The 14,162-nt window shown below is 56.5% G+C and carries 11 protein-coding genes; 8 read left to right on the top strand and 3 right to left on the bottom strand.

What is annotated here, in order from left to right:
- Nucleotides 1-29: 29 nt before the first annotated feature.
- The gene (locus SD425_RS28025; protein ID WP_324680016.1) at nucleotides 30-1,469 is read right to left on the bottom strand and encodes a RagB/SusD family nutrient uptake outer membrane protein; all 1,440 of its coding nucleotides are present in this window, start codon (nucleotides 1,467-1,469) and stop codon (nucleotides 30-32) included.
- A gap of 25 nt (nucleotides 1,470-1,494) precedes the next feature.
- A complete protein-coding gene (locus tag SD425_RS28020) occupies nucleotides 1,495-4,698 on the bottom strand; it encodes a TonB-dependent receptor (protein WP_324680014.1) in 3,204 nt (1,067 codons plus the stop codon).
- A 413-nt stretch (nucleotides 4,699-5,111) separates the two neighbouring features.
- Here SD425_RS28020 and SD425_RS28015 point away from each other — a divergent pair, with 413 nt between their 5' ends.
- The 6 genes from SD425_RS28015 to SD425_RS27990 all read left to right on the top strand — a co-directional run bounded on the left by SD425_RS28015 (nucleotide 5,112) and on the right by SD425_RS27990 (nucleotide 10,370).
- Nucleotides 5,112-6,131: a LacI family DNA-binding transcriptional regulator gene (locus tag SD425_RS28015; RefSeq protein ID WP_324680012.1), complete on the top strand. Its 1,020-nt coding sequence runs from the start codon at nucleotides 5,112-5,114 to the stop codon at nucleotides 6,129-6,131.
- 373 nt (nucleotides 6,132-6,504) lie between these two features.
- The gene (locus SD425_RS28010; protein WP_324680010.1) at nucleotides 6,505-7,089 is read left to right on the top strand and encodes a Crp/Fnr family transcriptional regulator; all 585 of its coding nucleotides are present in this window, start codon (nucleotides 6,505-6,507) and stop codon (nucleotides 7,087-7,089) included.
- 291 nt (nucleotides 7,090-7,380) lie between these two features.
- Nucleotides 7,381-7,905, top strand: a complete 525-nt coding sequence (locus tag SD425_RS28005) for an ester cyclase (RefSeq protein WP_324680008.1) — start codon at nucleotides 7,381-7,383, stop codon at nucleotides 7,903-7,905.
- Nucleotides 7,906-7,959: 54 nt separating this feature from the next.
- Nucleotides 7,960-8,907 (top strand): VOC family protein, encoded by a 948-nt coding sequence (locus SD425_RS28000; protein ID WP_324680281.1) that lies wholly within the window; start codon nucleotides 7,960-7,962, stop codon nucleotides 8,905-8,907.
- Complete coding sequence (locus SD425_RS27995) at nucleotides 8,904-9,650, top strand: esterase (RefSeq protein WP_324680279.1); 747 nt, start codon at nucleotides 8,904-8,906, stop codon at nucleotides 9,648-9,650. The genes SD425_RS28000 and SD425_RS27995 overlap by 4 nt, the downstream gene beginning before the upstream one ends.
- A gap of 60 nt (nucleotides 9,651-9,710) precedes the next feature.
- On the top strand, nucleotides 9,711-10,370 hold the full coding sequence (locus SD425_RS27990) for a YceI family protein (protein ID WP_324680277.1): 660 nt from the start codon (nucleotides 9,711-9,713) through the stop codon (nucleotides 10,368-10,370).
- Nucleotides 10,371-10,450: 80 nt separating this feature from the next.
- Here the strand turns inward: SD425_RS27990 and SD425_RS27985 are convergent, their stop codons facing one another.
- The gene (locus tag SD425_RS27985) at nucleotides 10,451-11,254 is read right to left on the bottom strand and encodes an AraC family transcriptional regulator (protein WP_324680275.1); all 804 of its coding nucleotides are present in this window, start codon (nucleotides 11,252-11,254) and stop codon (nucleotides 10,451-10,453) included.
- A gap of 198 nt (nucleotides 11,255-11,452) precedes the next feature.
- Here SD425_RS27985 and SD425_RS27980 point away from each other — a divergent pair, with 198 nt between their 5' ends.
- Together SD425_RS27980 and SD425_RS27975 are read left to right on the top strand one after the other, a co-directional pair.
- On the top strand, nucleotides 11,453-12,568 hold the full coding sequence (locus SD425_RS27980; protein WP_324680273.1) for an NAD(P)-dependent alcohol dehydrogenase: 1,116 nt from the start codon (nucleotides 11,453-11,455) through the stop codon (nucleotides 12,566-12,568).
- Nucleotides 12,569-12,816: 248 nt separating this feature from the next.
- A complete protein-coding gene (locus SD425_RS27975; protein ID WP_324680271.1) occupies nucleotides 12,817-14,160 on the top strand; it encodes a TolC family protein in 1,344 nt (447 codons plus the stop codon).
- Nucleotides 14,161-14,162: the final 2 nt, after the last annotated feature.

Genomic DNA, 14,162 nt, shown 5'->3' with positions numbered 1-14,162 from the left:
GCATTGCTTATTAACGACGCTGAGCTAGGCTAATAACCATTGTTCTGCGTCAGGTTGGGGTTGATGTCGCGCTCGGCCTGCGGAATGGGTAGCCGGTCACTTACCCCGTCGCGGTAGCCTGTTTTGCCAATAGACTTCAGGTAGGTGGCGGCATCGCCCCAGCGCACGAGGTCGAACCAGCGGTGACCTTCCAGACCTAGCTCGGCGCGGCGCTCATCCTTGATGGCTTGGCGCATTTGACTCTGCGACAACGTGGTAGCAAGCGGCGCTAGCTTCACGTCGGCCCGCGCCCGCACTTGGTTCACTGGGGCGGCGGCTTCGCTGGGCTTGCCTGCTTCGTTCAGCGCTTCGGCGTACATCAGCAGCAAATCGGCGTAGCGCATCAGGATGAAGTTCTTCGGGTCGTCGCTTTTGCCGATGTTGGCTCCTTTCCCGACCACGTATTTGCGAGGGCTGTAGCCCGTGGGAGAAGCCGCCGGGTTGTACGCAATACCCTGGAATACATCCCCTGCCCGGAAGACGCTGTAGCTTAGCCTAGGGTCGTTCGGAGCAAAGGAGTTCACGAAGTTTTTGGTGGGCGACCCGTAGCCGTAGCCCCCGTCGAGCGTGAAGCCCAGGCCACGGGGCGCATCGTAGTTGTTCGTCGCGTTACCGAGGCCCCCTAAGAAGGATGCATATTGAATCTCGAAAATAGATTCCTTGCCGTTCTCGGTAGCTAGCTCGAAGTTGTCGAAGTAGCGATCAAAGAGGCTGTAGGTGTTGGCATCGATGACCTCTTTAGCCTTGGCGGCGGCCTCGGGCCATTGCTTGCGGTACAAGTACACCTTGGCCAAGAACGCTTTGGCGGCGCCTTGCGTGGCGCGGCCTACGTCGGCGGCGGCATACGTGCGAGGCAGGCTGGTTTCAGCTATCTTCAAATCACTGATAATCTGCTGGTACACTTGTTCCGTCGGTGTGCGCGAAACGAGGAATTCTTTTACATCAAACTGGGGCTTGGTGATGAGCGGCACGTCGCCGAACAGCAGCACCAAGTAGTGATAGTTGATGGCGCGCAGGAATGCGGCTTCCCCCAGAATACGCTGCTTCAGACCCTCGTCCATCGCAATAGCGGGCACGCGGTCTAGCACCAAGTTGGCCCGGAAGATACCTTGGTAGAAAGCGTTCCAACTGTTGCGCACATTCTGGTTGTCTGAGGTCACCGTGAACTCCTGAATCTGGCTCCAGTTGGCGTCGTCGTTGGCCGACTGCGCGTCGCCCGACATGTAGTTGCCGTAACGGTCGAGGCCAAATTGCCCCACGCCTTGCAGAGTGAGCGGCTTATAGGCTGCATTAATGGCACGCACGGCGTCGTTGGAGGTTTTGTAGAAGTTATCGGGCGTAACCACACTCAGCGGCTCCTTCTCCAAAAACTCTTTTTCGCACCCAGTGAGTAGCAGGGCGGCCGTAGCAGCTAGTAGGATTCGTTTCATGCTAGTAGTCATCGAGAAAGGGGCACTAGAATTCGAGGTTGATGCCGCCCAAGAAGGTACGGGGCTGCGGGTAAGTCATCAGGTCCGTGAAGTTGTTGTCGCGGCCCTGCCCCACTTCCGGGTCAAACCACGGATAGGGCGTCAGCGTCAGCAGATTCTGGCAGCTCACATACACGCGGATGCGGTTGACGCCGAGTAAGTCTTTCGGCAGCGTGTAACCTAGCTGGATGTTCTTGATGCGCACGTAGCTAGCATCGTAGACGAAGAAATCGGAGGTGCGCTGGTTGTTGCTCGGGTCGCCCCACACGAGCCGGGGCACGTGGTTGCTGGTGCCGGGGCCCGTCCAGCGGCTCAGGTAATCCACGGTGGTGTTGTCGAAGTTGTCTACCAGGCGGCGCCCACCGGTTTTGTCCAAGAACACCTCGCGGCCCTGCACGCCCTGCACGAACAAGCTGAAATCGAAGCGTTTGTAGCTCACGCTGCCGTTGAAGCCGTAGGTCAGGCGGGGAATGGTGTTGCCGATGTAATCTCGGTCGAGGTCATTGATGGTGCCGTCGCCGTTGAGGTCTTTCCACTTGATGTCGCCGGGCTTGGCATTGGCCTGGGTGGCATGGGTGTTAATCTCCTCCTGGGTCTGAAAAATGCCCTCTTGCACGTAGCCAAAAAGGGAGTTGATGGGCTGCCCTTCCGCCGTTTTGAACACGCCCGAAACAATGGGCACGCCAGCCAAAGAAAGCACCCGATTTTTGAGCGTGGAGATGTTTGCGTTGACATCGTAGCGAAAATCTCCGGTGGACTTCTGGTAGCCCACCGCCAGCTCAAAGCCCGAATTGCGCACTGAGCCAGCGTTTTGGTAAGGCGCGGTGGTCACGCCCGTGGTGCCCGGAATGGGCACCTGCACGAGCATATCCCGGGTGGTCTTAACGAAGTAGTCGACCGTCACCGATACGGCATTGTTGAACAAAGCTAGGTCGAGCCCTGCATCTTGCATGGTAGTCGTTTCCCACTTGATGTTGGGGTTGCCGAGCGCGATAGGTGCCGCCCCGGAGGCAATCGTCTGCCCGGTGCCAAGCACGTAGTTCTGCCCTAGGTCCAGGCCGTTGGTGAACGAGTACAAGCCGATTTCCTGGTTGCCAAGCTGCCCCCAGCTGGCCCGAAACTTCAAGTCATTGATAGCGCGAATGTTCTCCATGAACTTCTCGCTCGATAAGCGCCAGCCGGCGGCAAACGAAGGAAACACCCCGTAGCGGTTGCCTGCGCCGAAGCGGGAGGAGCCATCGACCCGCAGGTTGGCCGAGAGCAGGTATTTCTCGTTCAGGTTATAATTCAGCCGACCAATAAAGGAGCGAATCGACCACTCGGAGGCACCACCGCGGGCCCGGTCGTTGAGCGAAGCGGCATCCAGCACCCGAATGTCGTTGTTGGGCAAGCTCTCCCGGTGGGCGCTGATGTTCTCCGACCGGTTCGCCTGCTGCGTCACCCCCACCAGCGCCGACACGTTGTGCCGACCGGCGAAGGTTTTATTATATGATAAGGTATTCTCGTTTAACCACGTACCACTGATGGCGTAGTTCCGGTCGAGGGTACTCAGCGTATTCGTGCGGCTCCCGAAGGTATAGACAGGCACGAAAGAAATACCATCTTCAATGATGAAGTCGCCCCCTAGGGTAGAGCGGAACTTTAAGGCCGGGGTGAAGGCATATTCCGCGTACACGTTGCCCAGAATGCGGTAGCGCGTCAGGTCGTTCTGAAACTGGTAAGCCGCGCCCAGGGGAGCTAGGTACCCTAGCTGCTCGCCGAGGCGGGTAGCGTAGCCGGGGCTGCCATCCGGCATGTACTTCGGAATAGTGGGTGAAAAGCGAATGGCATTGACAAACGTTTCGCTCCACAGCCCACTGCGGCTTGCGCCTCGCGTGAGCGAAAGGCTGTTGCCCACACGCAGCTTTTTCAGAACCTGATGATCGGAGTTGACGCTCAGCGAGTAACGATTGTACTTTACCCCAATGCCAATGCCATCTTGTTTGAAGTAACCCAGGGAAACCGCGTACTGCGACTTCTCCGACCCGCCTGAGAACGACAGATGGTAGTCTTGGATAGCCGCGGGATGAAAGATTTCCGCAATCTTTTCATTGCCGACGCCTAGCGTATCCACGCGGTTCCAGTTGGGCGTCAATCCTGCATTAACGCGGGCTTCGTTCTGCAACGTAGCAAACTCGGTAGCATTAGCCATTTTCGGCAGCCGCCACGCTTTCTGCACGCCCGCGTAGCTGTTGAAGGTCACCCGACCTAGGCCTGCCTTGCCGCGCTTAGTGGTAACGAGCACCACACCATTCGCTGCCCGTGCCCCATAAATAGCGGAAGAAGCGGCATCTTTCAGCACCGTAATCGACTCAATATCATCGGGGTTTATGTTGGCAATGCCACCCGCGGTGCTAGTGCCGCCAGTACTATTGAACGCGCCGGTTACCCCCGTCGCATCAGGGTTCGTAATGACGCCATCAATGACGTACAGCGGGTTGCTGTTACCCGTAGTACCCACGCCACGCACCCGCACAAGGGGCGCATCGCCGGGGCGGCCGGTGTTCTGCGTCACTTGCACCCCAGCGGTGCGCCCCTGCAAGGCCTGACCAACGTTGGTGGTGACGGTGTTTTCGAAGTCCTTAGCCGAAATGGTTGAGACTGCACCCGTTACATCCGCCTTTTTCTGCGTGCCGTATCCTACCACCACTACCTCATCGAGGGCCTTGGTATCCTCGGCTAGGGTCACCGTAAGGCTGCTGGTTGTGCCCGTCACGACCACTTCTTTGCGGGCAAAACCAACGAAGCTGAATACCAGTGTGCTGTTTTCGGGTACTTGCAGGGAAAAGCCGCCATCAGGACTGGTGCCGGTGCCGATCGTAGATCCTTTCACCACCACCGTTACCCCAGGCAGTCCATTGCCTTTAGCATCTACCACGCGTCCTGCTACGGTCACGTCCTGAACTCCGGAATCGATTCCGGAGTCAGTGAAATTTTTGGCCGAGGAGAAAATAACGGCCTCAGTGGATCGGTTTGCCCAATGTGTAAGCGCAGAAGTCTTTTGTGGGAGAAAAGACGAACTAAGCTGATGAACAGAAGCTAGGTACGATGCCGCAGCTGTTGGGCTAGGAGTAGTTGAGAGCAGTATACCAGCTGTTACTGATAATACGCGCGCAAATTGCTCACTAGGTTGGGTAGGAGTTGGATTCATTGGCTGGAATGTGGGAATATGGTGAAAAAGGAATCCAGGCTGTCGCGCAGCCGCCGATAGAAAGCATCAGTAGCCATTCGCAACTCTTCTTTTGAAAGGAGGGCTTTAATTCCCTCAACTGCTCAATCGGATAGTGGCTCTTTTTTGTACCCGTTTTCAGCTTGTGAAAGGGCACTAGAGCGCGTTGAGCACCTAAGTAGTTCGAACAAATCTATTTGCTCAGAGATAGCTCGCAACCAATTAGTTATAAATACTTCCGCAAAGGTTTGCGCAAACCTTTGCGGAAGTATTTAAATCTAGACCTAGGTCAGCTTTTGCAGTGATTCTATGCGTTGCCTAGCTAGGCAAGGGATTCTGAGATTACGTGTCAAATCCAGCTTCTTCTTTAAGTTTAAGGTTTTAAGAAGAAGTCTATGCGTAAGCACCCTGTTTCCCTGAAAACGTTGGCCCAAGCCTTAAATGTGTCGATGTCGACGGTGTCCCGTGCGCTCAAGAACCATCCCGATATTGGCCCGGAAATCACCAAAAAGGTGCAACAGCTAGCGCAGGAGCTCCAATATAGTCCCAATCCGCTTGCCATGGGTTTGCTAAAAAACAAGACCCACATTATCGGCGTGATTGTACCGGATTTGGTGACTTACTTCTTCTCTTCTATCATCAGCGGCATTGAAAGCGTAGCAGAGGAAAATGGCTACTACATCGTAATCCGCTCCAGCTACGAGAGCTACGAGAAGGAGAAAGAATGCCTCGAAAACCTGCTCAAGCTGCGCGTAGAAGGCATCATCATGTGTTTGTCGCAGGAAACAACCGACTACACGCACTTCGACCGCTTAATTGAAGAAGATATGCCGTTAGTCTTCTTTGATCGGGTATGCCGCACAGCCGAAGTGGATACGGTGGTGGTAGATAACCAGGTGGCTGCTTGTCACATCACCGAGCACTTCTTCGAGCGGGGCTACCGCAGAATCGCGCACATCGCCGGCCCAGCGCAGCTCAATATTACCTGTGAACGTATACAAGGCTACAAAGACGGGCTAGCCAACATGGGACTCGACTTCGAGGACGAGCTACTCGTGCACTGTGATATGAGTATAGATAGTGCAACAGCTGCTACTCGACAGTTACTAACGCTGCCGCAGCAGCCTGATGCTATTTTTGGGGTGAATGACACCACTGCTTTTGCTGCCATGAAGGAAATCAAGCGGCAAGGGCTACGTATTCCAACTGATGTAGCACTGGTGGGCTTCAGTGACGAGTTTCACGCAACGGTAGTAGAGCCAACGCTCACTTCTATCATGCATCCCTGCGTTGAGATAGGTCAGGAAGCCGCACACCTCTTTTTGAAGAAGACGCGCGCTAAAACCAAGATGCCTGCTCAGCAAGTAATTCTCAAGACTCACCTAGTTATCAGAGATTCAACGGTAGCAAAGTAAAGGCATTACCCATCTCACCCTTGGCTACCTCGTCCCAAATTACTTATCAAGCAAAACCGTAAGGACCTAGTTCAAAAAAGAAAGGACCGTTTTTACTCTCAAAATGGTGATTTCGCTGAACCATCTACCTAAAAGCTGGTTTCTTGTCACCCAGGTGCGCCTTTTCATCAGGCTTATTTACCGTTTTTCGGTTCACGAAAATGATATAAAGGAGTGACTCAGCGGCGCGGATGTAGGCTGTATCTGTTGCAGATTAGGGTTACTTCTTTGGGTACGGGAGGTGGACTAGGTATGAATGTATACAGTGAGTACAAGGTACTGCCTCGTTAGCTGGAGCGAAGGACAAATCCGTCGCTTCCTGTACTTTCAACACATGGAATTTCTCGCTGCCTATCATTTCTTGCGTGCCCACCTGCAGACCCGCGTGCCGCTGACTGATGACTGCTTCGCCGATTTTCAGCAGTACTTACGTCCCTTCACGCTGGGCAAGCGGCAGCATTTGCTGCTGGCCGGCGAGCCCTGCACTCACTTAGCCTTCGTTACCCAGGGCTGCCTGCGCTGCTACTCGCTCAACATGCAGGGCCAGGAGCATACGCTGCAGTTTGCCCCTGAAGACTGGTGGGTATCAGATATGTACAGCCTTCTGACCCAGCAGCCCAGCAGCCTGAACATCGACGCACTGGAAGACGCGCAACTGCTGCTCCTAGCTCAGGCAGATATGGAGACCATCTACGCACGGTTTCCCGTTTTCGAACGGTACTTCCGGCTCTTGATGCAAAGCCGCTACGTGGCCCTGCAGGAGCGGGTTAATGCGTCGCTGAGCCAGACAGCGAGTGAAAAGTACCAAGATTTTCTGCGCAAATACCCCGGTATTGCTCAGCGTGTACCCCAGCATTTAATCGCTTCTTACCTAGGAATTACCCCCGAATCACTGAGCCGCGTACGGCGGCAATTATAACATCGGATGCTGCGCTGCGCTAGGCGCTGCTCAAATCCAAGGGCACCATGGCACCGGGTCGAAAGCTTCGGCCGTCTGTTCCCAATTTCTTAAGCAAAGCGCCGATCCATAGGTCGGCGCTTTGCTTTTGTGATCGGTGTTTTCGCGCAGAAGATGCTGCTGACGCCAGGGGCAAGAGTTCGAGCTATCCTCATTTCTTATCCTATGATAATGCGCCAAGAGGGAGCCTCGGAAGACCTTTGTCCTGTTCTTTCGCCGTGAGAGAATTCTGACAAGTACTTGTCCTGCTGCATGAAAAAGATTCTGTTGCCCCTTACTTTGTTCGCCATTTCGTTGACGGCCTCGGCCCAGAAAGCCACTACCAAGCCGGCCGCCAAAGCTAACGACCAGGTAGCCCAGCACCTAAAAACCTTCGACGAGCTGGACTACGACGTGTTCAGCAACGCCAGGTGGGATCGGCTGCACGAAAGCCACGGTCAGAACATCATCGTACACTGGCCCGACGGCCACACCACCACCGGCATCGAGCAGCACATCACCGACTTGAAAGCCATGTTCGTGTATGCCCCCGATACTAAGATAAAGCAGCACCCTTTCAAATTGGGCCAGGGCAACTTGACGTCTGTATCGGGAATTATGACCGGCACTTTCACCAAGCCCATGCCCACCGGCGACGGCAAGTTCATTCAGCCTACGGGCAAGAAATTCAGCTTGCCCATGTCCACTGTCGGCGTGTGGAAAGATGGCGTGATGGTGGAGGAGTATCTCTACTGGGACAACCAATCTTTCCTGAAGCAGCTCGGCTTGGGTCAGTAAACCCGCCGGTTGCCGCTGCTTCGTTTGTCCTCACCCGCTACTTCCCGCACTGTTGTGAACACTGCCCTACTTTCGTATTCTTCGCTGCCTGCCGAACGCATCGGCGTGCATCCGCCGGTGGAGCTACCGGCGTCCATTCGCCTGGGTGCCGTGTACTTGTTGGTAGCCAGTTTGGCCCGCTCGCTGGAGTTTTACCAGCACGTGCTCGGGTTTGAATTGCTCAGTCAAGTCCCAGCCACCGAAAACCAAGCCGCCGTAGCCGACCTAGGCGTGGCCGGTAGCCCGCACGTGCTGGTACGGCTGCAAGAACAATCCAATGCCCGCCCTATTCCGCGGCGGGGCCGGTTGGGCATCTACCACTTGGCCGTGCTGCTGCCTACCCGCGCTGATTTGGGTCGATTTTTAAAGCATGTGTGGGCCCTGGGGGTACACGTAGGCTCCTCGAACCACAACTACAGCGAAGCCACTTACCTGACCGACCCCGATGGCTTCACCATTGAGGTATACCGTGACCGGCCTCGCAACGAGTGGCAGGTGAGCGCAGAGGGAGAGATTCAATCGGCCCTCGACCCGCTCGACGAAGCCGGGGTGCTGCAAGCGGCTGGGGTTACGCGCTGGCAGGGATTGCCCGCTGGTACGACCATCGGCCACTTACACTTTTATACCGGCAACCTGCCCGTGGCGGCCGCCTTTTACCATCAGGCCCTAGGCTTCGCCATTGAAACCTGGAGCTTGTCGGGAGCCCTCTTTGTCGGGGCGGGCGGCTATCACCACCACCTGGGTCTGAACGTGTGGGCGGCTGGCTCACCGACCGCCACGGACGCCGATGCGCGCCTATTGTACTGGGAATTGTGGCTGCCCGATACGGCCACCCGTGATGCCGCCGCCGCTCGGCTGCAAGCCGCTGGCTACGCGGTGGATTCAACCCCTGAAGGCCCGATTGCCACTGACCCCTGGAACATCCGGGTGCTGCTGCGCGCCGAAGCTCAACCCCAGGCATGAGCCGTCGATTCTGGCCGTGGCTGGTTGTTTTTCTCTTGCTAATTCCACCAACTTCCATGACGATTGCCGCCACTACGCAGCCCCCGCTGCTCACTAATTTATCCCTGGCTTACCGCCCAGTAAACCCGGCCCAAGCTACCGGGGCCAAAAGACTCCTGCTGCTGCTGCACGGCGTGGGCGGCAACGAACTGAACCTGCTCCCAGTGGGCGAGCAGTTGGCCGATGCCCACACGCTAGTGCTTTCAGTGCGAGCCCCACTGGTGTTTGGCCCCATGGGCTTTGGCTTCTATCAGGTTGATTTCTCGTCGGGTAAGCCCGTCTTCAACCAAGCCCAGCAACTGGATGGGCAGCGGTTACTGCTCAACTTTATGCACGAGGCCTCCGCTAAATATGGCATTCCGACCGGCCAGGTGTATCTGTTGGGCTTCAGCCAGGGCGCCATCATGGCCTACGACGTAGCCCTGACTCACCCGGCGCAGGTGCGGGGCGTGCTGGCTTTCAGCGGCCGCATGCTGATCGAGTCGCGCCAGCACCACGCCCCGGCCGCCGACGTGCAGAAGGTGCGCTTCTTCCTCAGCCACGGTCGCCACGACGACAAACTCCCGGCCTTCTATGCCGATGAGGCCGTGACGTTCCTGAAAGCCCTAGGCATCACCCCGCACTACGAAGCCTTCGAAGGCGGGCACGAAGTACCGGTGAGCGGCTTGGCAGCCGCTCACCGGTGGCTAACCCAGCAGCCCTAACGCGCGACCAAGCTTTCCCTTTCGCTCCTTTCAACTTAATCGCTTTTCACGCAAGAAATCATGAAAAACCTCCTGTTTTCCCTCCTGCTAGCCGCTACCGTACTGTCGGCTCCTGTGCAAGCCGCTAAAGACCCCGCCACCCGTAAGCCGGTTACGGCCAGCGCGGCAGTTGAAACCTACAAAGTGCAGCCGCAACTGAGCTCGCTCGGCTGGACGGGCAAGAAAATCGGCGGCCAGCACGCTGGCACCATCAACCTGAAAGAAGGCACCGTGCAGGTAAAAGGCAGCCAGATTGTGGGCGGCACGTTCGTGGCCGACATGACCTCGCTCAAGAACACTGACCTGACGGACGCCGACTACAACGCCAAACTGGTGGGCCATCTCAAGTCAGACGATTTCTTCGGCGTCGAAAAGAACCCCACCGCTACGTTCGTCATCACTAGCGTCAAACCGCTGAAAGGTGACGCCAACGGCAACAACGCTACCATCACCGGCAACCTGTCCATCAAGGGCAAAACCAACCCGCTCAGCTTTCCGGCCAAAGTAGGCGTGAAAAACGGCGTGGCCGCTGCTTCCGGCACTGCGAGTATCGACCGTACAAAATACAATGTCACGTTTGGCTCAACTCTGTTTGGCACCGCCGCTGACAAAGCAGTCGATGACGTATTCACGCTGAGCTTCAACGTTATTGCCAAAGGTAACGGCGTCGCTACGCGCTAAGCCAATGGGCCGCCCCGGCTTTCTCCCGCCTGGAGGAGAACCGGAGCGGCCTCTGTATTCTCCCCTGCCTTACGTGTCGTTTACTGCTCGCGGGCTGCAAACTGCGAGGGCCGCTGACCGACCAGCTTGTAGAAGGTATTGCTGAACGAGGCCAAGCTATTATATCCCACGGCGTAGGCAATTTCGCTGATGGTCTGCTGGGATTTCAGCATCAACTCCATGGCCGCCATCATGCGCCGGAGTTTCAGGTACTGGCCGAAGGAGATGCTCAGGCACTCCTGAAACAGGCGCGACAAACTCCGCGGGCTGAAGCCGAAGTGCCGGGCCAGTCCGCCGAGCTCCAGCAGTTCGCCGATATGCTCGTAGATATAGCGCAGTACCGGCACCAAGCGCGGGTCTTCCGTCGTAGGCAAGGCCAGTGGTAGCGGATGATGGCTGATGCGGGGCAGTACCAACTTGAGATTCAGCAAAAACAAATAGGGTTCGTACTGCTCAGGCCCATAGTGCCCGTACCAGCTTTCGGTGTAGCCCAGCATCTCGTACAATAGGTCCGTCACCGGGTAGATGCCCAGCTTACCGAAGAACGGGTGGTCGGTGTCGCGAGCCTCAGCAAAGCATAAGCCCGTTATGATATGTTGGGGGGAGTGAAATAGTACGCGGTGCGCTAGCCGGGGCGGAACGAGCACATAGTGCCGGGCCGGCAAAAAGTACGTTTTGCTGGGCGTGATAAGGTAAGCTACACCGCTGCGCACGTACACCAGCTGCGTTTTCTGGTGCTGGTGCAGGGGATAGTTTTCCTCGCTGTGCTGCTGCTGCACGAACATGGTTTCAGGTCGGCTGTCGATGTTTTCAAGTTCCACCAGAAATTCCTGGGTCGTGAGCATACGGTTTGACTTGTTTGAACAAATGTATGGCTGGTTTGCAAAATAAAGCTCCTTCCTCATTAGGTAGTTTTACTTGTTTACTAACCGCGCCCCCCTTTTACGGGCAAGCTAAGGGTGAACTCATTTCGACGTTTCGCTCGACTCGTCAATACTCGCGCTGGGCGACGTTCTTTTTCTCATCTCAATCCAACTATTCCCATGAAGATTACAGCTGCTGTCGTCAAAGAAAAAGGCGGCTCATTTCTGCTCGAAGAAGCCGAACTGGACCAACCACAACCCCAAGAAGTGTTGGTGCGCATCGTAGCCACCGGCATTTGCCACACTGATATGGTGATTCGCAATCAGCAGATGGCAGCGCCCCTGCCTATGGTACTCGGCCACGAAGGCGCGGGCGTGGTGGAAGCTATCGGCAATGAAGTGACGGAAGTAGCCGTGGGTGACCATGTGGTCCTCACCTTCGGCTACTGCGGCAAGTGCAGCAGCTGCCGGGAAGGATTCCCTACCTACTGCGAGCACATGCTGGAGCACAACTTCGCCGGCAGCCGCCCTGATGGCACGCACCGCATTCATCAGCACAGCACGCCCGATTTGCACGACAGCTTCTTCTCGCAGTCGTCGTTTGCTACCTATGCCGTGGCCCACGAAAACAACACCATCAAAGTGCCTAAGGACGTGCCGCTGGAGCTGCTCGGGCCGTTGGGCTGCGGCATCCAGACCGGGGCCGGTGCCATTCTCAATAGCCTGAATGTGCATTCCGGCGCCAGTGTTGCCGTTTTTGGGACCGGAGCCGTAGGATTGTCGGCCATCATGGCCTCGCGCGTGGCTGGAGCCACGACTATCATTGCCGTAGACATCAACGAGGAGCGCTTAGCGCTGGCCAAGGAACTAGGAGCTACCCATACCATCAACAGCAAGACGGGCAACGTGGTGGAGCAGATCCAGCAGCTCACGGGCCCGGGCACGCACTTTGCCTTCGACACCACCGGCCGCCCCGAAATCATCCGCACGGCCGTACAAGGGCTGCGCACCCACGGCGTGTGCGGTTTGGTGGGCGTGACGGCTCCTGACAAAGAACTGAGCTTTGGTCCCAACGACATCATGGTGGCCGGCCGGACTCTTAAGGGCATTCTGCAGGGCGATTCGGTGCCCAGCATCTTCATTCCGCGCCTGATTGCCCTTTACCAGCAAGGCCAGTTTCCCTTCAACAAGCTGGTGAAATTCTACGAGTTCGACCAGATAAATCAGGCTGCCGAAGACTCGGAAAAGGGCATCACCATCAAGCCGGTGCTGCGCATTGGCAAGGTGGAGGCATAAGCCACGCGCAACACGTAGCCGGCGGCAAGAAGGGGTTAAGTGGGCTGCCACCAAGCCTTAAGTATATTGAACAACTACAAATCAACAGGACCAGCTAAGCCCCGAAAACGGACTGAGGTGGTCTTGTTGATTTATAAATGTGCCAGGGACAAAAAATGGCATGGCTGGTTTGAACAAGATTATGACTAATATGATAAAATGAGCCGAGCAGTGGGGACGTACTTTTGTGCCGTTACAAAGAACTCCTCATGAACTCTCGAAGGTGGCTGCGGTTAGGTGCCGCAGCTTTTTTACTAGCAGTCCCTTACCTGGTGGCCGCGCAAATGGCCGGCAATACGGTCGAACCTCTGACCTTGGAGCAGGCCTGGGCGCTGGCCACTGCGCGCAATAAGGAAGTGCAGATGCAGCGGCAGCAGGTAGCACAAAGCGCTGAACTGGTCAAGGATCGTCAAAACGAGCGCCTGCCCCGCGTGACGACCAGTGGCAGCTACGCCTATCTAGGGGGCTTGACGGCCTTCGAGCCCTACGCCGGACTACAAAACCCCGAGCGGCTCGCCGTGCCACCGAGTCCCCACGCTTACCGCCTCGGCGTAGCGGCCGATTGGGAAGTGTACACCGGCGGGCGCATCGACAACCAGATTGCCACTCAGGCCGTCAACGAAGTGCTGGAAACCGAGCACTTAGCCCTGACAGCCAGTGAAGTACGGCTGCGCGTGGTCACCGCTTACCTGGACGTGCAGCGCAACCGCGAGTACCAAGCCTTGACCGTTAACAACGTGAAGGAATCGGAGCAGCGGCTGAAGCAGATTCAAGCGCTGTACAAGAATGGGGTGGTGTTGCGCAGCGACCTGCTGCGGGCTGAGCTGCAACTCTCGCGGCAACAGTTGTTGCTCACCGAGATCGGGAACACCCTCACGCTCACCAACCAGCGCCTGAACCTGCTGCTGGGCACCCCCGAAGACCAAGTCAACCAACTCGCTCCAGTGAGCCCACCGGTAGCGGTGCTGGATAATTCCTACGCTGACTACCTTAACCAGGCTCAGGCAAAAGCCCCGGAGTTACGGGTGGCTAGGCAGCAAACCCGCCTGAGCGAACTGCGACTGGAGGCCACCAAGGTGAGCAAGCGCCCACAAGTGGGGTTGTTTACGGGCTACGCCTACACCTACCCTAATCGGCTGGTATTCCCTAACGTGTCGCAGATATACGGCGTGGGCGAGGTCGGCGTGCGGGTATCCTACAACATTACGGCCCGCTGGCTGGACCGCCACGCTGAGAAGGCCGCTGAAATTGGGATAGAACACCAGCGCATTGGCCAGGAAAAAGTATTGGATGACAAGCGCCAAGAAGTGAAAACGGCCTACGTGCGCTACCAGGAAACGCTGGAGCGCATCCGCATTGCCGAGCAGAGTATCGGGCAGGCCACCGAGAATTACCGCATTGTGAACAGCACTTACTTTAACCAACTGGCGCTGCTCACCGACTTGCTCGACGCGGACAACCAGCTCCTGCAAGCCCGCTTCGACTTGGTGACAGCCCAAACGCAAGCCGCCACCCATTACTATCAATTGCAAAAAGCCATCGGCCTCCTTTAAAT

The sequence above is a fragment of the Hymenobacter sp. GOD-10R genome, assembly GCF_035609205.1.
Lineage (GTDB): Bacteria > Bacteroidota > Bacteroidia > Cytophagales > Hymenobacteraceae > Hymenobacter.
The sequence above is the reverse complement of the archived record's forward strand: the minus strand, read 5'-3'. Positions and strand labels throughout refer to the sequence as shown.